General features: G+C 71.6%; 18 protein-coding genes and 1 pseudogene. 16 read left to right on the top strand and 3 right to left on the bottom strand.

Annotation, left to right across the window (positions count from 1 at the left end):
- Nucleotides 1–134: 134 nt before the first annotated feature.
- Genes ABT063_RS01555 through ABT063_RS01595 form a run of 9 tightly spaced genes read left to right on the top strand, consistent with a single transcriptional unit; the run spans nucleotide 135 to nucleotide 11,037 of the window.
- Nucleotides 135–1,289, top strand: coding sequence for a glycosyltransferase family 4 protein (locus ABT063_RS01555; protein WP_351055022.1), 1,155 nt, complete (start codon nucleotides 135–137; stop codon nucleotides 1,287–1,289).
- Entirely contained in the window at nucleotides 1,286–2,020 is a 735-nt protein-coding gene (locus tag ABT063_RS01560; RefSeq protein ID WP_502990730.1) for a class I SAM-dependent methyltransferase, read from the top strand. Before ABT063_RS01555 ends, ABT063_RS01560 begins: the two co-directional genes overlap by 4 nt.
- The gene (locus tag ABT063_RS01565) at nucleotides 2,017–6,273 is read left to right on the top strand and encodes a DUF3367 domain-containing protein (RefSeq protein ID WP_351055235.1); all 4,257 of its coding nucleotides are present in this window, start codon (nucleotides 2,017–2,019) and stop codon (nucleotides 6,271–6,273) included. Before ABT063_RS01560 ends, ABT063_RS01565 begins: the two co-directional genes overlap by 4 nt.
- On the top strand, nucleotides 6,270–7,697 hold the full coding sequence (locus ABT063_RS01570; protein ID WP_351055023.1) for a condensation protein: 1,428 nt from the start codon (nucleotides 6,270–6,272) through the stop codon (nucleotides 7,695–7,697). Before ABT063_RS01565 ends, ABT063_RS01570 begins: the two co-directional genes overlap by 4 nt.
- Nucleotides 7,694–8,431, top strand: a complete 738-nt coding sequence (locus ABT063_RS01575; RefSeq protein ID WP_351055024.1) for a class I SAM-dependent methyltransferase — start codon at nucleotides 7,694–7,696, stop codon at nucleotides 8,429–8,431. The genes ABT063_RS01570 and ABT063_RS01575 overlap by 4 nt, the downstream gene beginning before the upstream one ends.
- A 15-nt stretch (nucleotides 8,432–8,446) precedes the next feature.
- Nucleotides 8,447–9,352: a hypothetical protein gene (locus ABT063_RS01580; RefSeq protein ID WP_351055236.1), complete on the top strand. Its 906-nt coding sequence runs from the start codon at nucleotides 8,447–8,449 to the stop codon at nucleotides 9,350–9,352.
- Complete coding sequence (locus ABT063_RS01585) at nucleotides 9,349–9,573, top strand: Trm112 family protein (RefSeq protein ID WP_351055025.1); 225 nt, start codon at nucleotides 9,349–9,351, stop codon at nucleotides 9,571–9,573. The genes ABT063_RS01580 and ABT063_RS01585 overlap by 4 nt, the downstream gene beginning before the upstream one ends.
- Complete coding sequence (locus ABT063_RS01590; RefSeq protein ID WP_351055026.1) at nucleotides 9,570–10,424, top strand: FkbM family methyltransferase; 855 nt, start codon at nucleotides 9,570–9,572, stop codon at nucleotides 10,422–10,424. The genes ABT063_RS01585 and ABT063_RS01590 overlap by 4 nt, the downstream gene beginning before the upstream one ends.
- A complete protein-coding gene (locus ABT063_RS01595) occupies nucleotides 10,387–11,037 on the top strand; it encodes a hypothetical protein (RefSeq protein ID WP_351055027.1) in 651 nt (216 codons plus the stop codon). Before ABT063_RS01590 ends, ABT063_RS01595 begins: the two co-directional genes overlap by 38 nt.
- On the opposite strand, the gene ABT063_RS01600 is transcribed toward ABT063_RS01595, so the two are convergent.
- Nucleotides 11,027–11,899: an ATP-grasp domain-containing protein gene (locus ABT063_RS01600; RefSeq protein WP_351055028.1), complete on the bottom strand. Its 873-nt coding sequence runs from the start codon at nucleotides 11,897–11,899 to the stop codon at nucleotides 11,027–11,029. The two genes, ABT063_RS01595 and ABT063_RS01600, sit on opposite strands and share 11 nt — an antisense overlap.
- Nucleotides 11,900–12,038: 139 nt before the next feature.
- Here ABT063_RS01600 and ABT063_RS01605 point away from each other — a divergent pair, with 139 nt between their 5' ends.
- The 3 genes and pseudogenes from ABT063_RS01605 to ABT063_RS01615 form a co-directional block, all read left to right on the top strand.
- Nucleotides 12,039–13,109 (top strand): MerR family transcriptional regulator, encoded by a 1,071-nt coding sequence (locus tag ABT063_RS01605; protein WP_351055237.1) that lies wholly within the window; start codon nucleotides 12,039–12,041, stop codon nucleotides 13,107–13,109.
- Between the two features lie 170 nt (nucleotides 13,110–13,279).
- On the top strand, nucleotides 13,280–13,585 hold the full coding sequence (locus ABT063_RS01610; protein WP_351055029.1) for a hypothetical protein: 306 nt from the start codon (nucleotides 13,280–13,282) through the stop codon (nucleotides 13,583–13,585).
- Nucleotides 13,474–13,772, top strand: a pseudogene (locus tag ABT063_RS01615) (GNAT family N-acetyltransferase); the annotation flags it as partial. The gene ABT063_RS01610 and the pseudogene ABT063_RS01615, both read left to right, overlap by 112 nt.
- Nucleotides 13,773–13,808: 36 nt before the next feature.
- On the opposite strand, the gene ABT063_RS01620 reads toward ABT063_RS01615, so the two are convergent.
- Nucleotides 13,809–17,015, bottom strand: a complete 3,207-nt coding sequence (locus ABT063_RS01620; RefSeq protein WP_351055030.1) for a tetratricopeptide repeat protein — start codon at nucleotides 17,013–17,015, stop codon at nucleotides 13,809–13,811.
- Nucleotides 17,016–17,837: 822 nt separating this feature from the next.
- Here ABT063_RS01620 and ABT063_RS01625 point away from each other — a divergent pair.
- Entirely contained in the window at nucleotides 17,838–18,137 is a 300-nt protein-coding gene (locus ABT063_RS01625; protein WP_351055031.1) for a hypothetical protein, read from the top strand.
- 50 nt (nucleotides 18,138–18,187) lie between these two features.
- Here ABT063_RS01625 and ABT063_RS01630 read toward each other — a convergent pair whose 3' ends face one another.
- Nucleotides 18,188–18,895: a FadR/GntR family transcriptional regulator gene (locus tag ABT063_RS01630; RefSeq protein WP_351055032.1), complete on the bottom strand. Its 708-nt coding sequence runs from the start codon at nucleotides 18,893–18,895 to the stop codon at nucleotides 18,188–18,190.
- Nucleotides 18,896–19,091: 196 nt separating this feature from the next.
- Here ABT063_RS01630 and ABT063_RS01635 point away from each other — a divergent pair, with 196 nt between their 5' ends.
- From ABT063_RS01635 to ABT063_RS01645, 3 genes are read left to right on the top strand one after another with little or no spacing between them, the layout of a single operon-like run.
- A complete protein-coding gene (locus tag ABT063_RS01635; RefSeq protein WP_351055033.1) occupies nucleotides 19,092–20,465 on the top strand; it encodes an SLC13 family permease in 1,374 nt (457 codons plus the stop codon).
- Between the two features lie 54 nt (nucleotides 20,466–20,519).
- On the top strand, nucleotides 20,520–21,989 hold the full coding sequence (locus ABT063_RS01640; RefSeq protein ID WP_502990731.1) for an acyl-CoA synthetase: 1,470 nt from the start codon (nucleotides 20,520–20,522) through the stop codon (nucleotides 21,987–21,989).
- Entirely contained in the window at nucleotides 21,982–23,310 is a 1,329-nt protein-coding gene (locus ABT063_RS01645; RefSeq protein ID WP_351055034.1) for a carboxyl transferase domain-containing protein, read from the top strand. The genes ABT063_RS01640 and ABT063_RS01645 overlap by 8 nt, the downstream gene beginning before the upstream one ends.
- Nucleotides 23,311–23,484 lie beyond the last annotated feature (174 nt).

Genomic DNA, 23,484 nt, shown 5'->3' on the forward strand with positions numbered 1-23,484 from the left:
AGCGAAAACTGTCCACCCCACCCGGGCACAGCCCATCCACACCCACCACGCAAAAAGCACTCGGATCCCCCACAGGAATGCAAACCCTCATCCCCCACGCTTCGTTCCGCACCCTGAGACGAGTTGGAGCACCCATGCCCCAGCACGTGCCTTCCCCGCTGCGCGCCGCGGCCCCACGCGCCGCGCAGCACCCCTCGGCGCTCCCCCCACCCCCGCGCCGCATCGTTTTCCTCGCCCATCGAGATCTGGACAACCCGGCTGCCGGCGGCTCCGAGCTGCTGGTCGACCGGCTCGCCGACGGACTGACCCGGCTCGGCCACCAGGTGACCCTGCTGTGCGGAGGGCCCGCCTCGTACCGGGACTACCGGGTCGTGTCGGCCGGCGGCGAGTTCGGCCACTACCTGCGCGCCCGTTCCGCCTTCGCCCGCCAGGTCGGCGACTGCGACCTGCTGGTCGAGGTCTGCAACGGCATGCCGTACCTGGCGCCCCTGTGGCACCACGGGCCCACCCTGTGCCTGGTCAACCACGTCCACACCGACCTGTGGAAGATGCGGTTCGGCGGGCCGCTGACCCCGGCCGCACGCCTGGGCCGAAGACTCGAGCACTGGGCACTGGCCGGTGCCACCCGGCACCGGAGTCTGCTGGTCGCCGTCTCCCCCTCCACGGCCCACGCCCTGCGCGCGATCGGCGTCGAACGCGACCGCATCCGCGTGGTGCACAACGGGGTGGAGGAGCCCGGCCCGCGCACCGAACGCTCCCCCGACCCGCTGTTCGTCGCGGTGGGCCGGCTCGTCGAGTACAAGCGGATCGATCTGCTGCTGCGGCTGTGGGAGCGGGTGCGGCCGGTCACCGGCGGCCGGCTGGTGATCGTCGGCGACGGGCCCGAGCGGGAGCGGCTGGAGCGACTCGCCGGTCCCGGTGTGGAGTTCACGGGTCATGTCTCCGAGGCCGAGAAACACCGTCTGCTGTGCGCGGCCTGGCTGCTGCTGCACCCCTCGGCGGTGGAGGGCTGGGGACTGGTGGTCACCGAGGCCGCCGCCCGCAAGACCCCGTCGATCGCCTTCGACGTGCCCGGCCTGCGCGATTCGGTCGTGGACGGCGAGACGGGCGTTCTGGCACACGGTGAGTCCTCCTTCGCGGCTGCCTGGTGCGTGCTTGCCCTGTCCGGGCATCGCCGCGAGCTGATGGGCAAGGCGGCGCGTGATCGGGCGGCTCGGTATCGCTGGGATCGGACGGTGCGGCAGTTCCGTGCGGTTGCCGCGGAGGCGGTGAGGAGCTGGCCGCCGTGACCGGTCTGAAGGACCCGTCGATACGACGGTCGGTGGCCCTCTTCCGCGCCTTCCTGCGTGAGCAGGAGGACCCGGACGCCTGTTACTCACTGCTCGCCCGGGACGCCGTCGACCAGGTCGAGGCCTACGACGGTCCCGTCGCCGGACGCACGGTCGTGGACGTCGGCGGCGGCAGCGGCCACTTCACCGAGGAGTTCCGCAGCCGCGGCGCGCACGCCTACCTCTTCGAACCGGACGTACGGGAGTTGGGCGAGAAGCCGCCCGACTCGGCCGTGATCGCCGACGGCTATCTGCTGCCGCTCTACGACGGGGTCGCGGACGTCACCTTCTCCTCCAACGTCCTCGAGCACGTGGCCGATCCGCAGACCTTCCTCAGCGAGCTGGTCCGGGTGACCCGGCCCGGCGGGCTGATCTACGTGTCGTTCACCAACTGGCTGTCCCCCTGGGGCGGTCACGAGTGGGCGCCCTGGCACTACCTGGGTGCCGAGCGGGCCCGCGCCCGCTACCGGCGCCGTACCGGAAGGGCCGCCAAGCACACCCTCGGCGAGAACCTGTTCGCCGTGCACATCGGCCCGACCCTGCGGCAGGTGCGCGCCCGGGACGACGTCACCATCGTCTCGGCGCGCTCCCGCTACTGGCCGTTCCTCGCCGAGACCGTGGTCAGAGCTCCCGGGATCCGCGAGGTGGCCACCTGGAACCTCCTCCTCATCCTCCGGCGGTGCCCACGATGACGACGTCCACGGTCCAGGCTGCCCCTCCGGCAGCCGTCCCCAGTACCGCGATCATGTCGGGGCCGCCGGAGGTCCCGCGCTCGCGGCGCTGGCTGCTGGGGTTCTGGGCCGTGGTGTTCGTGCTGTTCCTGGCGGTCCAACCGGGCCGGCAGACCTTCGACACCAAGCTCGGCGTCACCGTCGACCCGGGCCGGTTCCTCTCCGACCTCGGCCAGTTGTGGCACGACCAGGGCTCGTTCGGCGGGATCCAGAACCAGTACGTGGGCTATCTCTGGCCGATGCTGCCGTTCTACTGGCTGGGCCACGCCGTGCAGCTGCCGGTGTGGCTGGTGGAGCGGCTGTGGCTGTCCCTGGTCGTGTCGATCGCCTTCTGGGGCGCACTGCGGCTGGCCGAGCGGCTGCGCATCGGCAGCGGTACGTCCCGGCTGCTCGCCGCCGCAGCGTACGCGCTGTGGCCGGTGTTCACGATCGTCGTCGGCTCCACGTCGGCGGCCGCGCTCCCCGGCGCCTTCCTGCCCTGGGTGCTGCTCCCGCTGGCCGACGAACGCTACAGCGCCCGGATCGCCGCCCTGCGCTCGGCGCTGCTCGTGCCGTTCATGGGCGGCGTCAACGCGGCCTCGACACTCGCCGCCCTGCTCCCGGCGGGCCTGTACCTGCTCTCCCGCCCGCCCGGCCCCAGGCAGCGCAAGCTCATCGCCTGGTGGACGCCGGGCGTGATCCTGGCGACGGCCTGGTGGTGGATCCCGCTGCTGCTGCTCGGCACCTACGGCGAGAACTTCCTCCCGTACGTGGAGAGTTCACAGACCACGACCGAGACCATGTCGGCGACGGAGGCGCTGCGCGGCGCCGGGAACTGGGTCGCCTATCTGCACCTCGTTCAGGCGTGGCTGCCGGCCGGCTGGACGGTGGCGTCCGCTGTGGTCGTGATCGTCTGCTCGGCGCTCGCCGCCGGACTGGGCCTGGCGGGGCTGGCCCGGCGGGACATGCCGGAGCGCCGCTGGCTGGTGCTGACCGTACTGACGGCGTCGCTGGTCCTGCTCGCGGGGTACGGCGGCCCGTTCGGCGCCCCCTTCCACGGGGTGGTGCAGGACTGGCTGAACGGCGGTCTGGCCCCCTTCCGGAACATCTACAAGTTCCAGGTCGGCCTCGCCCTCGCGCTCGTGCTGGGCATCGCCCACCTGGTGGGCGTGGCCTCCGAGCGGCGCGGGGCCCGCCCGGTCCGCGGCCGTCGTTTCGCCCCGCTGATCGCGGCGGTCCTGATCCTCCCGGGCCTGCTGTGGCCGTACCTCAACGGCTCGATCCTCAACCCCGGTTCCTTCCAGGAGCTCCCCAAGTACTGGCAGTCCACGGCCGACTGGCTGGAGCGGTACTCCCCCGACTCACGCGCCCTGGTCGTCCCGGCGACCGCGCACGGCATCTACACCTGGGGCTCCCCCATCGACCAGCCCCTCGACGCGCTCGCCGACTCCCGTTGGGCACAGCGCGACTACGTCCCCTTCGGCACCCCCGGCAACCGGCGCGCGATGGACGCGGTCGAGCAGGCGCTGCTGACCGGCGGCGAAGTGCCGGGCCTGGCCGACTACTTGAGCCGCGCGGGCGTGTACTACGTCGTCGTCCGCAACGACCTCGACCCCGACCAGATCGGCTACACACCGACCTCGACGGTGAAGCGGACCCTGGAGCAGTCCGGCTACCAGCGGGTGACCGGCCTCGGCCCGGTCATGACCGGCGGCCGGATCGCATCCGACACCCCGCTCCAGGTCGAGGGCCTCTACCCGAGGCAGCGGGCGGTGGAGATCTACCGGCCGGCGAGCGAGGACGTGCCGCGGCCGGGGCAGGCCGGACTGGCGCCGGTCGCCGACACGGCGGTCGTGTCCGGCGGTCCTGAGGCGCTGCTGCCGCTGGCGTCGGAGCTGCGGGGCCGGGCGACGGTCCTGACCGGCGACAACCATCCCGGGCTCGGTACCCCCGCGCTCCAGGTGGTCGGCGATGGCCTGCGCCGCGCGGACACCCGCTTCGGCCTGGTCAACGCCAACACGTCGTACACGTACACCCAGAACGAGCGCAACGCGTCCGGCGCCGCGCAGGACGCCGGTGAGAAACCGCACCAGATCCTGCCCACCAAGGGCCAGGACCACCAGACGGTGGCCGAACTGCGCGGCGCCCGCTCGGTCACGGCGTCCTCGTACGGCAACTGGCTCTTCCACCTCCCGCAGTTCGACCCGGTCAACGCCTTCGACGGCAACCCGGACACGGCGTGGACGGAGGGCGTGGCGGGCTCGCCGAACGGCCAGTGGCTGCGGATCGCCTTCACCGACGACGAGTACGACATGCCGTCGTCCTTCAAGGTCACGCCGTTGCCGCAGGAGAGCGTGCGGTCGGCGGCGACGCGGGTGCGGGTGGAGACGGAGAAGGGATCGGTGAGCAGCTTCCTCCGCCCCGACGGCTCGACGCAGACCCTCAAGGCGCCTGCGGGCGCGACGAGTTGGATGAAGCTGACGATCACGGACTCGGTGGCCCGCCGGACCGGACTCGCGGGCGCGGGCTTCTCCGAGATCGGTCTGCCGGACGTCCAGGTCACGCGCATGCTCCGCCTTCCCACGGACGCCTCGAGCGCCGAGAACGCCAAGAACGCCAAGAACGCCGAGAACGCCGAGAACGCCGAGAACGCCGAGAACACGGCGGCGTCGGCCGAGGTCGTCTCCCTGCACCGCGCCGCCGACCCGGCCGGGTTCTCCCCGACGGGCACGGAGGCGGGCCTGCACCGCCGCTTCTCCACGGCGACCGCCGGGACGTACGAGGTGAAGGCGAGCGCGGTGCCGGTGTCCGGCGAGGCGCTCGACCGGATGCTCTACGAGGTCGCGCCCGACCAGCGCGACCGCATCACGGCGACCGCCGACACCACGGCGGCCCTCGGTGCGGGCCTGTCGGCGCGCAACCTCACCGACGGCGACCTGACCACGGCGTGGATCGCGGGCGACCGCCCCACGATCCATCTGAGCTGGACCGGAAAGCAGCCGATCGGCGAGATCGTCCTGGCCGCAGCGGGCGGCCTGTCCACCCGCCCCACCGAGGTGCACATCAGCTCCCCCGACGGCGCGACGATCGCCGGCGTGGACGAGAACGGCGCGGTCCGCTTCCCGTCGATCACCACCGACCGTCTGGACATCACCATCACCAAGACGGCGCCGCTGACCCTGCACAACCCGGTCGCCGGCGAGGACCTGCAACTGCCGGTGGGCCTCACGGAGGCGTACATCCCCGCCCTCGACGGCTACCGCACGCCGCAGCCGAAGCCCAGCCGGACGTTCTCCCTGCCGTGCGGGCAGGGCCCTGTGGTGGCGGTGGACGGGAAGCTGTACCAGACGAGTGCGCAGGGGAGGATACGGGATCTGACGGAGCGTCGGCCGGTCGATGTGACGCTCTGCCAGTCGGGCCGCGACGATGCGGAGCTGGAGCTCGAGGCGGGCTCGCACCGGGTCGAGGGCGGGGACGCGGGTCCGCTCGCGCTGACCGACGTGACCCTGACCCGCGGCACGGTCGCCGAGCCCACGCCGGTCGCGCGTGACCTGCGGATACGGGACTGGCTGGGCGACCAGCGGGCGGTGACGGTCAGCGCGGGAGCGGCCTCGTACCTGACGACGTACGAGAACTTCAACGACGGCTGGAAGGCAACGCTGGACGGCAAGGAGCTCACGCCGGTACGGCTGGACGGCTGGCAGCAGGGCTGGCGGATCCCGGCCGGGGCGGGCGGCCCGGTCGAGCTGTCGTACGAGCCCGCGACGACGTACGACGCGGCGCTGATCGGCAGCGGGGTGGCGCTGGCGGTGCTGGTGGGCCTGGTCCTGTGGCGGCGACGCGCAGCGAACCCCGACGAGCCGCAGCCGCTCCCGCCGGCGCCCGGCCTGTGGCTCGGCACGGTGGCGCTCACGCTGGTGGGCGCGGTGATCGCCGGGTGGTTCGCGCTGCTGGTGCCGGCGCTGGCGCTCCTCGCGTACCGGCGGCACGCGCTCCTCGTGCCGATCGCGTTCGTGGCCCTCGCGGGGGCGGGGATCGCGGCGGCGACGGGGGCGGGCGAGCCGGTGGGGGCCGAGGAGGGCGCGTTCGGGCCTGCGGCCCAACTGCTGGCGCTCATCGGGCTGTTCGCGGCGTTGGTGAGCGTACGGGAGCCGAAGCCTGCGGCATCGGAGGCGCCGACGCAGCAGTTGCCCCCGGTCGTGGAGGTCGATAAGGGGAGGGACGAGCCGATATGACCGTACCCACGCGCATTCCGTTCCCCGTGGTGGACGAGGTGGCCCGGCACTGTCTCCAGGAGGAGGAGCCGGAGACGGTCCACATCGAGGTGCATCTGCCGGGGCGGCTGGATCCGGTGCGTTTGCGGAAGGCGTTCACGGAGGCGCTGCATCGGCATCCGCGCATCCTGATGCGGGAGGCGCGGGGGCGGTGGTATCGACGCCGGTACGAGTGGGAGCTGACGGCTGAGCCGGATGTGGAGGTGGTGAGCGTTCTGCCTCCGGGGCGGGATGCGTTACGGGATGCGCGGACGCGGGCGTTGGTGGAGGCACCGCCGTTGTCCTTGTCGCCGCCGATTCGGTTGGAGGTGGTGGAGGGGGCGGGGCCTGTGGAGGGGAGCGAGGCCACTGATGTGGTCGGTGATGCTCGGGCGGGGAGTCGCGGCTCGGGGGTGGGGACGCTCGCCCGCGCTGGCGGGGTGCCGCTCTCTTCGGGACGGGTGCCGCCCCAGCGGCACGACTGCCCGCAGCTGGGTCACTCCCAGGGCACGGTGCTGTTCCTCACCATCAACCACACCGCCCTCGACGGCCCAGCCTGCCTCCGCGTACTCGCCACCGCAGCGGAGCTGTACGGCGGCAAGGACAACTCCCCCGCCCCAGCCCCTCTCCGCACCCCCGAAACCCCCCAAGCCCCCCAGGGCACCCCCTCCAACTGGTCCAAACCCGCCCGCGTAGCCAAGGGCACCCCCGAACCCTCCCCCGGCAACGGCCTCCTCGTCACCGAGCTCCCCCTCCCCCACCGCCCCAAGGGTTCCCCCTACACCGTGAACGACCAGCTCATGGTCACCACGGCCCTCACCATCGCCCACTGGAACAGGGAGCACGGCGCCCACCCCCGCCCCCTCCGCATCACCATGCCCGTGGACGACCGCCCCCGAGACACCACCATGCCCATGGGCAATGGCACCCGCCTCGTCGAAGTCCCCTTCAGCCCGGACGAGTTGACCGACGCCACGCCCGCCCACATGCCCACGCTCCTGCGCCGCACGGCAACCCGCACCCGCGCCCTCAAATCCCTCCCCCGCCCCCAACTCGGCCACGGAGCCACCCTCCTGACCGCCCCGGTCACCCCCGTCGCCTGGCGAGCCGCGCTCACCCGAGGTCTGCGCAGGGCCGCCGCGCCCTGGACCTCGACGACCCTCCTCAGCAACATCGGCCGCGTCCCGTACCCCCTGGACTTCGGCGAGGAGGCGGGTCGCGCGCACGCCGTCTGGTTCTCCGCGCCCGCCCGTATGCCGCGCGGCCTCACCGTCACCACCGCCTCCACGGCCGGCCGCCTCCACCTCGCCCTGCGCTGGTCCCGCGCCCTGCTCGGCCACGGCGACGGCGCCCACCTCCGGGACCTGTTCGAGCACTACCTGCACACGACGGAGGCCGGCACATGACCACCACCGCCCAACTCCCGAAGGATCTGCGCGACTTCTACGAGGACCCCACCGTCCCCGTCGCCTCCGGCACCCCCCGCTCCCTCCGCCAGGCCCGCATGCTCGCCACCGCCCTCGGCCCGGCCACCGGCACCCCCAGCACCATCCTCGACATCGGCTGCGGCGACGGCACCGCCGCCGCCACCGCCGCCCCCCTCCTCACCGGCCACCGCCTCATCGGCATCGACTGGTCGCAGGACGCCCTGAAACGCGCCCGCGCCCACCTGACGCACACGATCCGCGGCGAACTCAGCGGCGCCGGGCTGCCGTTCGGCACCGGGTCCGCGGACGCCGTGCTGTTCAGCGAGGTCATCGAGCACCTCGTCGACCCGGACGCGGCGCTCGACGAGATCCGTCGCGTCCTGCGCCCGGGTGGCCACCTCATGCTGTCCACCCCGAATCTGGCCGCCTGGTACAACCGCGCCCTGCTGCTGGCCGGCGTCCAACCCGTGTTCTCGGAGGTCAGCCTGCGTGCCATCCACGGCCGCCCCGGAAAGGAGGTCGTCGGCCACCTGCGGCTGTACACGGCCCGCGCCCTGCGGGAGTTCGTCACGGCCGCCGGCTTCGACGTCGTACGTCTCGAAGGCGCTCCCTTCCACGGCGTACCGCGTCCGCTGCGACCGCTGGACCGGCTGGCCTGCGCCAGACCCTCCCTCGCGTCGATCCTGCTGCTGCACGCGCGGAGGAGGACCTAGGCCATGTGGTGGGGAGTGGCCGCGGCCCTGTTGGCGAACGCCCTGTACAGCACCGGTTTCGTCCTGGAGAAACGCGCCCTGACCGCCCTGCCCGAGGTCAGCGTCCGGCAGCCGGCCCGGCTGCTGGGGCTGGTGCTGCGCAGTCCGCTGTGGATCGGCGGTTCGCTCTCGCTCGCCGCCGGTTTCGGCGCGCAGCTCGCCGTCTACCGCACGCTGCCGATCGCCGCCGCGCAGGGCATCTTCGTCTCCGGTCTGGTACTGCTCGTGCTGCTGTCCGCCCGGCTGCTCGGCGAGGAGACCACCGGCCGCGAGCGGTACGCGCTGGGCGCGATCCTCGCCGCGCTGCTCATGGTCGTGCTGTCGCTGAACGAGAACTCGGACACCGTCAGTCAGGCGGCCCCGTACCCGCTGGTCCTGCTGGTGTGCGTGCCGTCGCTGGCGGCGGGCGTGTGGCTGTACAACAACGCGGAGCGGCTCGCCCGCCACCGCCACCGGGCACCGACCACGGGCGTCGAGTACGGCGTGGCGGTGGGTCTCCTCTACGGCGTCAGCTCGCTCGCCATCAAGGGCGTGTCGGGCTACCTGACCACCAGCGGACTCGGCGGCGCACTGCTCGACCTGCTCCGCTCCCCGTATCCGTACCTGCTGCTGTTCACCGGCGCGTTCGGCCTGGTCATGTCGCAGGCGGCGCTGCAGCGCTGCCGGGCCTCGCTGATCGTGCCGGTGTGCACGACGGTGACGTGCCTGTTCACGGCGGTGCTCGGCACGCTCTCGTTCGGCGAGGCGCTGCCGCAGGACCCGCTGCGGCTGGCCCTGCGCCTCGCGGGTACCGTCCTCGCCGTCTCCGTCCTGCTGACCATGCCGAAACACGACCGCGCTCCCCAACCCCCCATCGGTACCAAGGAGTTGACTCCACCGTGAAACGTGACGATCCGCTGCTGAAGATCCTGGCGTGCCCGCTCGACAAGGGCCCGCTGCACCTCGTCGTCCCCGACGGGCCGGCGCAGACCGAGGCCCTGTACAACCCGCGCCTGCGCCGCCGTTACCCGATCGTCGACGGGATCCCGCAGCTGCTGCCGGCCTCCGGGGAGCAGGTCTCGGACGACGAACACGAGGAACTCCTCAAACGGACGGCCCCATGAGCACCGCACGCCGCACTCCCACGACTCCTACGACCTTGGCCGCCCGGCTCGCCCCCCTCCTGCCCACCCGCCTGGTCGCCGCGGCAGCCCGAGCCGTCTACCCGCGCTTCGAACCGGAGCTGGCCCGGCTCGGCGACCTGTGCCCGCCGGACTGCGGCACGGCCGTGGACGTCGGCGGCTGGTACGGCCCCTGGACGCGGCGCCTGTCCGCCCGGGCGCACCGGGTGGTGACCGTCGAACCGGTCCCCCATCTGGCCCGGCTGCTCACCTCGGCGGCCCCCGCGAACGTCCACGTGGTCCAGGCCGCCGCCGCGGACCAGCCGGGCACCGCCCGGCTCTGGCTGCCGCCGGACGACTCCGGCGACCGGGGTGTGTCGTCCCTGGTCCGCCGGGACATCCACGGCCACGCCCTGGACGTCCGCTGCGTCGCCCTGGACGACCTTGGACTGAAGGACGTCGGCTTCATCAAGGTCGACGTGGACGGCAGCGAACTGTCGGTGCTGCGCGGGGCGACGGGCCTGCTGGCCCGCGACCGGCCGGCCCTCTTCGTGGAGCTGGAGTCCCGTATCCAGCCGATCGCCCCGGTGGTGACGTACCTGTCCATGCTCGGCTACGACGGCTGGGTGCTGCCCGGCGACTCCTGGGTCCCGCTCACCGACTTCCCGCTGGAGGCCCACCAGGAGCGCGCCGCCTACGTCGTCACGCACGGCCTGCTGCGCCGCGTCCTGCCCTTCCGCAGCCGACCCCGGTACGTCAACTCGGTCCTCTTCCTCCCGGACGGCCGCCGCCCGGGCGACGAGGCAGTGCGGCACGATGGGTCCCATGCCCTCCGGAAAGCCCCCGGCCAGTAGTGGTTCCTTCCGTCCCTTCACCCCGCTCGACTTCCAGCTGGTCCTGCTGCGCCGCATGGCCGACCACAATCCGGACCTGGTGGAGAACGCCCGCCACGCCCTGGGCGTCTCGATCGCGGACATGCGCGAGGCCAACAAGCGGTGGCAGGCGATGGTCCGCTCCCCACGGTCCCGCTCCGCCGCCTCCCTCCCCCACTCTCGAATGAACTCGAGCGGGGGGACCCTCATCCGCTCGATCCTCGGCGCCCCCGAGTCCGTCCTCACCCGCACGATCGGCGACCTGGAGTGCGAGGCCCGCCTGTGGCCGCTCCCCCTCTGGCCCGACCTGCGCTTCGAGGTCCTCCTCGCGCCGAACGGCGCCGTCTGGAACGAATGGCTGATCCGCGCCCCGGGAGCCGAGGCTCCTTCGCTGACCACCCTCGACGACCTCACCCCCTGGTCCTGCACGGTCGACGAGGCGGCCCGGGCCTTCGCCCCCGCCCGGCCCCTCCAGGGCACGGCGCCGACCCGCTGGGGGCTCGCCTTCACGGCGCCGGACGGTCAGGGGGTGCGGCGGGAGTGTGTCGCGGAGTTTACGTGGGGGTTGTTGCAGCGGGTGGCGGTCAGCGGGTAGCCGCCGCCAGGACGGCCTCGACGACGGCCGGCACCGAGCCCGGATGCAGGAACAGGAAGAGATTCGGCTCGACCAGCTCCAGCTCCATCACGCGCGGTTCGCCGTCCTCCCCGTCCACGAGATCGACGCGGGCGTAGAGCAGCTCGTCCGCCTCCGGTGCGGCGGCCAGGGCGCGCTCGGCGACGGAGCGTTCGGCCGGGGTCGGGGTCCAGGGTTCCAGGTCGGGGTGGGCGACCTTGGCCGCGTCGAAGGCGGTCCCGGGAGCGAGCACGGCCCGCTTGCGGCTGGCGTGGAGGAGTCGGCCGCCGTAGAACTGCAGGGCCCGCTCACCCGCGGTGTCTATGGCCCGCACATACGGCTGGACCATCGCGGTGAGCCCTTCCTCGTGCATGCGCGCGAGGTGTCGTACGGCCGTCTCCCGCTGCTCGGGCGTGTAGCGCGCGGCGTACCGAGCGCCCGCGCCGGAGGTGGGCTTGACGACGTACTCGTGGTGGTCGGGGAGGTCGGCCGGGTCGCCGGGCGCGAGATAGCGGGTGGGGACGACGGGCACTCCGGCCTCCGCCAAGTCCCCGAGGTACCGCTTGTCGGTGTTCCATCGCACCACGGCCGCCGGATTCGCCAGCCGCGTCGCCTTGGCGCAGCGCTCCGCCCACGCCACGAACTCGGCGGACCGCCAGCTGTAGTCCCAGGTGGACCGTATGACGGCGAGGTCGTAGCCGGCCCAGTCGACGCCGGCGTCGTCCCAGAACACGGCGTCCGCCTCGGCCCCGGCCGCCCGCAGTGCCTCCAGCAGCACGGGCAGGTCGCGGTCCGCGCTGGTCCCCGGCCGGGGATCGTGGGTGACGAGGGCGACACGGGGCACGGCGGGTCCCTTCCTGTCCTGGATGTCTCGTGAGTCCGCAGGCTAACCGGGGCCGCCGCAACCGCGGCAGCCCATTTGACCTTCCCCTTTGGGGAAGCCCCAGCATCGGTGGCGGGAACGAGGGAGTCCGGAGGTGCGTATGGACCTGCTGACGATCGGCGCCTTCGCCAAGGCGTGCCGGCTGTCGCCCAAGGCGCTGCGGCTGTACGACGAGCTGGAGCTGCTGCGTCCGGCGCGGGTCGACCCGGAGACGGGCTACCGGTACTACGCGGTCGAGCAGTTGGAGCGGGCCCGGCTGGTGGCGTGGCTGCGGCGGCTGGGCATGCCGCTGGCGCGGATCCGTGAGGTGTGCGCCCTGCCGCCCGAGGCCGCGGCCAAGGAGATCCGCGCCTACTGGGCGCAGGTCGAGGCGGACACGGCCGTACGACGGGATCTCGCCGCGTTCCTCGTGAGCCAACTGACAGCGCAGCCGAGGAAGGACACCACCATGCTGGAACTGCGTTACTCCGCCCACTCGGACCGAGGCCGGGTCCGCCCCGACAACCAGGACACGGCGTACGCGGGCACCCGGCTGCTCGCGGTCGCGGACGGCTTCGGACCCGCGGGCGCGCCCGCGAGCAGCGCGGCCGTGGAGGCGCTGCGGTTCCTGGACACGGAGGAGGTGCCGGCCGGCGACGTCCTCAACCTCCTGGAGGACGCGGTGCGGGGCGCGACCGATGCGGTCCGGGACGTGGCGAACGGCGCCGGCGGCCCGGACGAGGCCGGCACGACCCTGACCGCCGTGCTGTGGACGGGCTCCCGCCTGGCCCTGGTCCACATCGGCGACTCCCGCGCGTACCTGCTGCGCGACGGCGCCCTCTTCCGCATCACCCACGACCACACGGTGGTCCAGTCCCTGATCGACGAGGGCCGGCTCACCCCCGAGGAGGCCACGGCCCACCCCCAGCGCGCCCTGCTTCTGAAGGCCCTGCCGGGCGAGCCCCCCGCGGCCCCGGACCTCCGTCTGCACGACGCCCACCCCGGCGACCGCTACCTCCTGTGCTCCGACGGCCTCTACGGCATCGTCCCCGACGCCCGCATCCGCACCCTCCTCACCGACGCCGACGCCCCCGACGAGGCGGTCCTCACACTGATCGCCGAGGCGAACGGCGCCGGGGGCCCGGACAACGTCAGCTGTGTGGTGGCGGACGTGGTGGAGAGCGCGGCCTGACCTCCGACGGCGGGGCACAATCACCGCCATGTCGCTCCCCGGAACAGCCGCGTACGACAGCGGGCCGCCTGCTGCACACGTTGGCGGGCGGCGCCCAGGGACGCATCGCGGAGACGGGCACGGGCTGCGGGGCCGGGCCGACATGGCCGGCCGCGGGGGCACGAGAAGGCGTGCGGATCGTCAGCACCGAGCGCGACCCGGACCGGACCCGCCCCGCCGCCGATCTGTTCGCCGACCGCCCCAAGGTACAGATCCTCCACAGCGACTGGCACCGCATCGAGGACCACGCCCCCTACGACCTCCTGGTCCTCGACGACGGCGGCACCGGCAAAACCTCCGACCACACCCCGGCCGACCCGACCCGGACGGGTATCCGGTCGGATACGCCTATTGCAATCGCATCGAGCACCGCGACCGGTACTGGCAGCGCACCACCCCGGCTCCGGCGGAGACGTATACCGGCCGCCCACCCGTAGCCCTGAAAGACATCGGTGTCCGTGACGCCCTCCTCGCCGCACGCGACGAACCGTGCGTGACACTCATGGTCAACCCGGCCGCCGGCGACGGGAAGGTGCACGCGCTCTACCGTTCGTGGGTATACGAGGACATCGGGCAAAGCCAGCCTTCACCGGCCCGCCGGTCCTCACAGTGATGATCCGCGCCATCCATTCAGACAGGACCTGCCGGAAGAGTGCGCGGTCAGCGGAGATAAGCCCTGAGGGCGTCAGTGCAAGCCGCTTGGCGAGCCGAACGGGCCGCGAGTATCGTTCCCCTTCCCGCACGCCAACGCCAGTAAGCCGCGGCGGCAGCGGCGGTGTACGCCTGCGGGGCGTCAGGGCCGAACGCTTGTTGGACATGCCGAGTCAAGTCGCTGAATGCGGTTGCGGCTCCGGCCCTGTCCCCTGCCTCTCCACGCCCGCATGCAAGGTTGTGGCGTAACACCAAGTGCTGCGGACCTGGCTCCAGGGTTCGCCGTAAGATTTCCATCAGCTTCGTGTACACGAGGGTGGCTGCATCGGTGTCGCCTGCCTCCATTTGCCACATGAAGGCCCCCCGCAACGCAGAGAGTGTGCGAGGACTCTCAGCACCCTCCACGCTCGTGAGGGTGGAGACCACCTCCATGAGGCCATGGGCAGCGCCTGCAGGATCCCCCGCATATCCCTTGTGGTTGGCACGACCAACCTTGACATCCAGGACGTGGGGGTCATTGGGCCCCAGATAGCGCACCACATTATCGACCAACTGGTCGTATGCAGCAAAGGCCGCGTCCTGGTCTCCTGCGACCAAGTTCCAATGGGCGCTGTAGACCAGGGTGAGGCGGATGTCGTCGTGGTCTTCGCCCAGGGTCCTCCTTTGGTGTTCCAGCAGTTCGGCGTACGCGGCAGCAGCCCCGGCAGGATCACCGGACCGGCCCCTCCAGACGGCATGGTTATACCGATCCTCCAAAGCCTTGGGATTCTCTACGCCGAATATCCTCGCCGCATTTTCTGCCACGGCAGCAAACCCGGCGGCAGCCCCGGCCGCATCCCCTGACCTCCCCTTCCAGAGAGCGAGGTTGCGTTCGCTGATAACCGTGTCCGGGTGGTCTTCACCCAGCACCCGCCTGCGGTGCGCCAGCAGTTGAGTGAGATCCCCAACAGCCCCGACGGCATCCCCCGCTTCTCCCCGGCAAAAGGCGTAGTTACCCCATGTGGCGAGAGTCATCGGGTGGTCTTCACCCAGGACCCTCCTGCGATGCCCCAGCAGTTCACCGAAGGCCTCGACAGCTCCGGCCGCATCCCCTGACTCCCCCAAGAAAAAGGCCAAGTTGTTCCAATTGGTGAGGGTGTCGGGATGGTCGGGCCCCAGGACCTCCCTTTGGATTTTCAGCAGTTCGACGGATGCTTCGACAGCTCCAGCCGCATCTCCCGATTTGCCGCGGAATGCCGCGAGGCTACCTCGGATCTTGAAGGTTTCGGGACTGTCTGCCCCCAGGACTCCGACCGCGTCCTCAAGGATGCCGGCAAGCTCAGCGGCAGCCTCCTTGGATTCCCCGGATCGCCCTCGCCACATGGCCCTGTTGGCGCGAATGATCAACGTGTCCCTGTCACTTGCACCCAACACTCGGACCGCGTGCTGAACGAGTTCAGCATAGGCAGCGGATGCCCCAGCGACGTCCCCCGCCTCTCCCTGGCAGTTCACGAACATCGCACGCGTCCCCAGGGTATCGACGTGGTCCGGGCCAAGTCGCGAATGGGCGGTTCCTGCCAGATGCCGCCAGTGCTCCCGAGCCGCAATCACCTGGCCTGCTTCCAGCAGGCTGTGTCCCATCAGGGACAGCACCTCGTGCTTTTCCGGTTCCCACAACGCATCGGCGAAGTGCTTATACAGAATGGCGGTGTTCGCACGCAACGAGCCGACAAGGTCCGTATCGCGTTCGATGTCGGGCCAAGCAGCGACGAGCACGTCGGCCGCAATCCGACCGCACTGGCGCTTGCCCTCAACAGGGAGTCGCTCATAAACGGCGCGCTGGACGAGCCGGTGAATACGAACGGCTCGGTGTGTGACCTGAGGGCTGTGGTCGATGAGACTGAACTGGTGCAGGTTCCACAACACGTCAGTGGCGTCATCGATGGTGGGCTCAGCATCGGGCGAGGACTGTTCGGTATTCGTGCCACCGCAAGCGAGGTATGCGCGAGCAGGGTGTGATAGGAGCGCTGCGGCCGGGATCCCGTTGGGGTCGAGTGCAGACAACAGGTGAAGCATGGGGCGGGCCAGGCCTCGTGGCGGAAGTTGATCAGCCAAGTCAATGGACATGTCCCAGGCTGCGGCCACCGTCAGGCTCTGTTCGTCAGGGAGGCCGGTTTGCGGGGGCAGCACGTCTCTCAGGGTTCTGGCATGGTCGGCCAGGCGCTTGCGATACGCAGCGCAGTCCAACTGCCGGTTGATCATATAGGGGATGGTCTGGGACAACGCGAGCGGCAGCCGACCGAGGTCTTCCGCCAACGCTTCGATCTGCGCCGGGTCGTCGCCTCGTTCATGAGTTCGCAGCTTTGCGGTCAGGTACGCGACGGCTTCCTCCCGGGAGAAACGGTCGACCTCCACGCGTCGGCGCCCCGGCCCCAGGAGGGCGGCGTCCCGGTTGCGAGTGGTGATCAGGGTCTGCCCGTGAGGCGTGTGAGGAGGCATCAGCCCCTGCACAGCCTCCGCATGCGGAATATCGTCGAGGACGATCAGCCAGCGTGCCCCGGAGGTCGGGGAGCCGGTCCGGTTTCCCGGGGCAAGCGCAAGCCAGTTCAGGAACGCGTAGGGGGCTTGAGGGTCGTCATCGCCGACTCCCAGTAGCTGAACGGCCGCACTGGTGTATGCGTCGATGACTGCCGCCCGCGATGCCGCTGTGACCCACAGCAGCACATCTACCCGTTTTCTCTCGAAGACCGAACGCGCGTAACGGGCGGCCAGTTGAGTCTTCCCGACTCCGCCCATACCGGTCACCAACTCGCAAGGCGCTGTGGCGCCGCCTGCCTCCGCGGCCTCCAACGTCCGGCGAGCATGTGGCCGTTCCTGATAGCACTCCGCTTCCGGCGGGACCGGCCCCAGTACCCTGCGCGCCGGTCGGGTCCAGACCCGACCGGCGCTCGTCCGCCTGTGCTTCCAAGCCGCCTTGCGCCGCGCTTCCCACCAAGTGGGCGCATACCGCTGGTGCTCCCCAGGGGCCATGTTCCCCAGGACGGTCACCAGAGAGCTAAGAGCCGGCCTGTGCTTGTCCGAGGGAATCGATACGCCGTTCACCCAGTCATGAAGGACGGACTTCACCACGCCAACTCGACGAGCCAGCGCCTCGTACTGCGGCGTGCCCGCAGCCACATAGAGGGCGTGCAGTTCCCCCCAGAAGACCTGCATCGGATCGTCCTCCGCCTCCGTCATGCCGGGACCGCCCCCGTCCGCCGTTCGGTGTTCTTCTGGTCCGAATGAACACCGGATAACTTCCGCACATGGACTGATCAGGGTAAATGGCCCTCCGCCTATGAGGGGCCGATCTACAGAACCGACATGGACTTGAGGACATGGGCAGAGACCAGCCCGTCCGGCCACCCGGCCGACTCACCGAAAGGCAGCGGCAATGCTCGCTACGGTTCATGTTGTTGGTGGCATTCTCATGCCCCTCGCGATCGCCAGTGCGATCTACGCCGGCACAATCGCGACCATGGCTCTGACAGCCGTACTGGCGCGCAGTTCCAGTAGGCGTCGAGACGCCCGTGAAGCACTGAAGGTTCTGCTTCACCGTCATGGCGACAGCCGCTGAGCCAGCGAGCAAGGGCCGCACCTGATGATTGCTTCGTGGATCGCGTGCCTGCTCCACGGGCCGGTCTGCCCGGTCGTCGGCGTCAGCCGTACGTTCTGTCGGCGACGACGAACCGAGTGCCGGCCACCGTGGTGGCGGACTCCTGGAGTGCGCGGCGGGCCGCCTCCTCGTCGACGCCGGGCATGAGCACGGGCAACCGCCCAGCCTCGTCCCGGCCGAGCCGGTCGCCACAGCCACCGCGAGGACACCGTCACGGCGTCCGGACCGGCACAGCTTCCGGTCGAGTTCGGCGCGGAAGTGGAGTGCGGAGTACAGGCCGGTGCGCGGGTCGAGGTGCAGCCGATCGACGGGGACCGGGACGCGGTGGAGCTTGGCGGCGATGCGGGCCGTGGCTGCCCGGGGTCGGTCTACTGAACCGGGGCACCGAGCACAGGAGGGATTCCATGGCCGTTGTGCTGAACTTGCGGTGGGCGGACGTGTCGCCCCAGCAGTACGAAGCGGTGAAGCAGATCGTGCGCTGGGAGGAGGATCCGCCGGACGGTCTCGTCCTTCACATCGCCTGGTTCGAAGAGGGCGCGATGCAGGTGGTCGACGTGTGGAACGCCGAGAGCGACTTCGAGCGGTTCTTCGGCGATCGGATCGCCCCGGCCGTCAAGGAGGCCGGCTTCCCGGGTGAGCCCGAGTCCCGGGTCGCACCGCTCTATCGGTACTTCGTACCTCCCGGTGCCAGCGCGTCCGGCTGACGGACGGCTTGGGACGGCTTGCATCCTGCGGTGACGCGCCTGCGGTTGCGTCACCGCTCGTCATCCGGCTCCCAGTCCAGCAGCCGTACCTTCGCCACGGTGCGCACATGGCGGCGCATCGCCGCGGCCGCCCGCCTCGGCTGCCGGTCGGCGATCGCGTCGAGGATGGCCTGGTGCTGGGCCAGGGAGCGGCTGGGGCGGCCGGGCTGGCGGAGGGACTCGGTGCGGCTCTCGGCGATCTGCTCGGCGATGGAGCGCATGAACTCCGCGAGAAGGCTGCTGTGGGCGGCCGCCGTCACCGCCGCGTGGAAGAGGCGGTCGCCCTCGACGCCGGGGTCGCCCTCCTCGATCTCCCTGGTCATATGGGCGAGCGCCGACCGCATCGCGGCCAGGTCGTCCTCCGTGCGGCGCTCCGCGGCCAGTTCGGCGAGTTTCGTCTCCAGGGCTTCACGGGCCTCCAGCACGTCGGGGAGGCGCCGGCGGCGCTCGACCATCCTCTCGACCGGCTCGACGTCGAGGCTGTCGCGCACCAGGTACGTGCCGCCGCCGTGCCGTGCCTCCACAAGACCCTGGACCTCCAGGACCACGATCGCCTGCTTCACGGAGGCCCGGCTGACGCCGAGGCGCTGCGCGAGGTCGCGTTCGGGCGGCAGGCGGTCCCCCGCGCGCAGGCCGCCCTCGGCGACGTACTGGCGCAGCCGGTCGAGCACCTGCTCGTAGAGGCGCTGTTTCGTCATGGGGCGCAGGGCGTCGGTCACGGGATCCCCCTCTCGTCGGGAGCGTAGCACCGGGCTCCGTGGTGGCCGAGTGGCTGAGCCAATTTCTGCGCGACCCCTTGACGCCGCCGCGTGCCGCGCCCACGCTAACCAGCCAACCGACCGTAAGTGGCTCAGCCACTCGTCCACTCCCCCGGATACCCACCCCGCCGCTCGGGACCCAAAGACGGGAGCCCGTATGTCCCCCGAACTCATCTCGATCCTCGTCCTCGTCGTGGTGTTCGTCATCGCCACCACCCGTTCCGTCAACATGGGCGCGCTCGCCTTCGCCGCCGCCTTCGCAGTTGGTGAGCTCGTCGCCGACCTCGACGCGGACGGCATCTTCGCCGGCTTCCCCGGCGACCTGTTCGTCGTGCTCGTCGGCGTCACGTACCTCTTCGCGATCGCCCGCGCCAACGGCACCACCGACTGGCTGGTGCACGCCTCCATCCGGCTCGTGCGAGGACGCGTGGCGCTGATCCCCTGGGTGATGTTCGCCATCACCGGCGCGCTCACGGCGATCGGCGCGGTCAGCCCGGCCGCGGTCGCGATCGTCGCGCCGATCGCGCTGAGCTTCGCCGCCCGCTACGGCATCAGCCCGCTGCTGATGGGCGCGATGGTGGTGCACGGCGCCCAGGCCGGCGGCTTCTCGCCGATCAGCATCTACGGCTCGATCGTCAACGGCATCGTCGAGCGCGAGAAGCTGCCGGGCAACGAGATCGCCCTCTTCCTGGCCTCCCTGTTCGCCAACCTGGCCATCGCGGGTGTGGTCTTCGTGCTCTTCGGCGGGCTGAAGCTGTGGGCGCGGGGGGCGGTGACGCCGGACGAGGCCTCCACGGACGCCCCCAAGGACGCCTCCGGCAAGGGCGGCCTTCCGGAGGGCGGTTCCGGCCCGCAGCCCGCTGGTGGCGCCGGCGGTACCAACACCGCGGTAGCCACCCGTCCCGACGCACCCGCCACCCCCGACACCACCCGCCTCAGCCCGGCCCGGATCGCCACCCTCACCTCCCTCGTCGCCCTCGTCGTCGCCGTCCTCGCCTTCGACCTGGACGCCGGGCTGACCGCGATCACCCTCGCGGTCGTGCTGAGCACCGCCTGGCCGGAGGACAGCCGCAAGGCGGTCGGTCAGATCGCCTGGTCGACGGTCCTGCTGATCTGCGGTGTCCTCACGTATGTCGGTGTCCTGGACGAGATGGGCACCATCACCTGGGCCGGTGAGGGCGTCGGCGGCATCGGCGTCCCGCTGCTGGCCGCGGTCCTGCTCTGCTACATCGGCGCGCTCGTGTCGGCGTTCGCCTCGTCCGTCGGGATCATGGGCGCCCTGATCCCCCTCGCCGTGCCCTTCCTCGCACAGGGCGAGATCGGGGCGGTCGGCATGGTGGCGGCGCTCGCCGTGTCGGCGACGGTGGTGGACGTGAGCCCGTTCTCGACGAACGGCGCGCTGGTGCTGGCCGCGGCGCCGGACGTCGACCGCGAGCGTTTCTTCAGGCAGCTGATGGTGTACGGAGGGATCGTGGTGGCGGTGGTACCCGCGGTGGCGTGGCTGGTGATGGTCGTGCCGGGCTTCGGGTAGGACCGACAGGCGGCGACAGGCAGTGCCCGTTGATCAGTTAAGGAGTTACGACGCGTGTCCTCTCTCTTCCCGGCCCTGACCGACGGCCGAGCCGGCGGCCGGCCCGACGCCCGGACCGACCGGCCCGCCCTGCGGTTCGGCGACCGGTCCCTGACATACGCGGAGCTCGCCGCCGCGGCGGGCGCGCCGGCGGGCCGGATCACCGGCCACGCCCGGGTGGCCGTCTGGGCGACCCCGGCGCTGGAGACCGCCGTAGCGGTGGTGGCGGCGCTGGAGGCCGGCGTCGCCGCCGTACCGCTCAACCCGAAGTCCGGGGAGAAGGAACTCGGGCACATCCTGACCGACAGCGCACCCGCGCTGGTGCTGGCCGCACCCGGTGACGAACTTCCGCCTCCGGTCGCGGACTTGGAGCGGTTGGACATCGACGTGCACGCCACCGGACAGCCCCCCGCCCCGCGCGTCTCCGACGAGGACCCCGCCCTCGTCGTCTACACCTCCGGCACCACCGGCCCGCCCAAGGGCGCCGTCATCCCCCGCCGGGCCGTCGCCGCCACCCTGGACGCGCTCGCCGACGCCTGGCAGTGGACCGGCGACGACGTACTCGTGCACGGGCTGCCGCTGTTCCACGTGCACGGACTGGTGCTGGGCATCCTGGGCCCGCTGCGGCGCGGCGGATCCGTGCGCCACCTGGGCAGGTTCACCACCGAGGGCGTGGCGCGCGAGCTGAACGCCGGCGCGACCATGCTCTTCGGCGTCCCCACGATGTACCACCGCATCGCCCAGGCCCTGTCCGACGACCCCGAGCTGGCCAAGGCCCTCGGCCGGGCCCGGCTGCTGATCTCCGGCTCCGCCGCCCTACCCGTGCACGACCACGAGCGCATCACGGCCGCGACCGGGCGACGGGTGATCGAGCGGTACGGCATGACGGAGACGCTGATGAACACGAGCGTGCGGGCGGACGGCGAACCACGCGCCGGAACCGTCGGCGTACCGCTGCCGGGCGTGGAGCTGCGGCTGGTGGAGGAGGACGGGGCGCCCATCACGTCGTACGACGGCGAGACCGTGGGCGAGATCCAGGTGCGCGGCCCGAACCTGTTCACCGGCTACCTCAACCGGCCCGACGCCACGACCGCCGCCTTCACCGCCGACGGCTGGTTCCGCACCGGGGACATGGCGGTGCGCGACCCCGACGGCTATGTCCGCATCGTCGGTCGCAAGGCCACCGATCTGATCAAGAGCGGGGGTTACAAGATCGGGGCGGGTGAGATCGAGAACGCGCTGCTGGAGCATCCGGGGGTGCGGGAGGCAGCGGTCACCGGGGAGCCGGACGCCGACCTGGGCGAGCGCATCGTGGCCTGGATCGTTCCGGCGGACCCCCAAGCGCCCCCGTCCACCGATGAGTTGGCCGACCACGTGGCCGCCCGCCTCGCCCCGCACAAGCGGCCCCGCGTCGTCCACCACCTGGACGCTCTCCCCCGCAACGACATGGGGAAGATCATGAAGCGTGCGCTGAGCCATGACTGACCGCCCGACCGCACGCGAGACGATCGCCCTCGTCACCGACGACTTCACCGAACTCCCCTACCCGCCACGGAACTCCGCCCCTGACGGCCCCCTCGCCTGGCAGGGCTACGACGCCTCGCGCGCCCGCGCCGCCGAACGCACCGGCGAGCAGGAGTCAGTCGCCTGCGGCACCGCGCACGTCGAGGGGACGCGGGCGGTGCTGATCGCCTTCGAGTTCGGCTTCCTCGGCGGCTCGCTCGGCGAGCGCACCGGCGACCGGTTGGAGGCGGCGTACACGTACGCCCGTGAACACCGCCTGCCGGTCGTGCCGTTGGTGGCCACCGGCGGCAGCCGCATGCAGGAGGGCATGCTCGCCCTCACCCAACTTCAGCGCGTGGCACGGCAGTCCGCGCTCACCCGCGAGGCGGGCCTGCCGCAGACAGCCGTGCTGCGCGACCCGACCACCGGGGGCGGCTGGGCCACCCTCGGCGCGGGCGCCGACGTGATCCTGGCCCTGCCCGGCGCCCAGGTCGGCTTCGCGGGCTCCCGGGTCCGACCGCCGGACGCGGACCCGACGGCGTACACGGCCGAGGCGCAGGTGGCGGCGGGCGCGGCCGACGCGATCGTACCGCCCGAGGAGCTGCGGGAAACGCTGGGCCTGTGGCTACGGCTGCTGTCGGCGCCGTCGGACGCACCGGCCCCCGTGCCCTCGCCCCTCGGCGCGACGGACCTGCCGGCCACCGGCTGGGCCGCGGTCCGCCGCGCCCGTGACCCCCAACGCCCCCGTGCCGAGGCCTACTTGGACGTCTACTTCGCTCACCGGGTGACGATCAGCGGCGACCGCTGCGGCGGTACCGACCCGGCCGGCATGCTCTGCGGCTTCGGCGAGCACGAGGGCCGTACGATCGCGTACGCCGCCCAGACCGGATCGGCGACCCGCCCCGCCGGCTACCGCACCGCGACCCGCCTGATCCGCCTCGCGGAGCGCCTCGGCATCCCGGTACTGACCCTGGTGGACACCCCCGGCGCGGCCAACGACGCGGAGGCCGAACGGCAGGGCGCGGGCGCGGCGATCGCGGACCTGTTCCTCACGGTGGCGTCCGCCCGCACACCGATCACCACGCTGGTCATAGGCGAGGGCGGCTCGGGCGGCGCACTGGCCCTGGCCGCACCCGGCAGCACGTGGGCCACGCCGGACAGTTACTTCTCGGTCATCGCCCCGGAGCCGGCGGCGGCGATCCTGAAACGGCCGGCGGAGGAGGTGGAGGCGACGGCCGACCAATTGCGGATCCGGCCGCAGGACTTGGTGGAGCTGGGGGTGATTCGGGAGCACGGTTCGTAACGGGGGAGTTCCGCGAGTCACACATCACGGGGGAGCCGACGGCGCCATGGACGGGATCGAGCCGGGGCCCAGCGGTGCGGGCCGGGGCCTGGTCCGCGTCGAGGTGTCTGCCCACGGCGGCAAACGCCGTCACCCGGTCGCCTCGGACACGGTTCCGGCCTGGCTTTCATCGGC

Origin of the sequence: Streptomyces sp. NPDC002838 (assembly GCF_040295365.1) — a bacterium.
Lineage (GTDB): Bacteria > Actinomycetota > Actinomycetes > Streptomycetales > Streptomycetaceae > Streptomyces.

Coding starts and splice junctions, on each gene's coding strand:
- ABT063_RS01555 (WP_351055022.1), top strand. CDS start 135: ATGCCCCAGCACGTGCCTTCCCCGCTGCGCGCCGCGGCCCCACGCGCC.
- ABT063_RS01565 (WP_351055235.1), top strand. CDS start 2,017: ATGACGACGTCCACGGTCCAGGCTGCCCCTCCGGCAGCCGTCCCCAGT.
- ABT063_RS01570 (WP_351055023.1), top strand. CDS start 6,270: ATGACCGTACCCACGCGCATTCCGTTCCCCGTGGTGGACGAGGTGGCC.
- ABT063_RS01575 (WP_351055024.1), top strand. CDS start 7,694: ATGACCACCACCGCCCAACTCCCGAAGGATCTGCGCGACTTCTACGAG.
- ABT063_RS01590 (WP_351055026.1), top strand. CDS start 9,570: ATGAGCACCGCACGCCGCACTCCCACGACTCCTACGACCTTGGCCGCC.
- ABT063_RS01595 (WP_351055027.1), top strand. CDS start 10,387: ATGGGTCCCATGCCCTCCGGAAAGCCCCCGGCCAGTAGTGGTTCCTTC.
- ABT063_RS01605 (WP_351055237.1), top strand. CDS start 12,039: ATGGACCTGCTGACGATCGGCGCCTTCGCCAAGGCGTGCCGGCTGTCG.
- ABT063_RS01620 (WP_351055030.1), bottom strand. CDS start 17,015: ATGACGGAGGCGGAGGACGATCCGATGCAGGTCTTCTGGGGGGAACTG.
- ABT063_RS01625 (WP_351055031.1), top strand. CDS start 17,838: ATGGCCGTTGTGCTGAACTTGCGGTGGGCGGACGTGTCGCCCCAGCAG.
- ABT063_RS01635 (WP_351055033.1), top strand. CDS start 19,092: ATGTCCCCCGAACTCATCTCGATCCTCGTCCTCGTCGTGGTGTTCGTC.
- ABT063_RS01645 (WP_351055034.1), top strand. CDS start 21,982: ATGACTGACCGCCCGACCGCACGCGAGACGATCGCCCTCGTCACCGAC.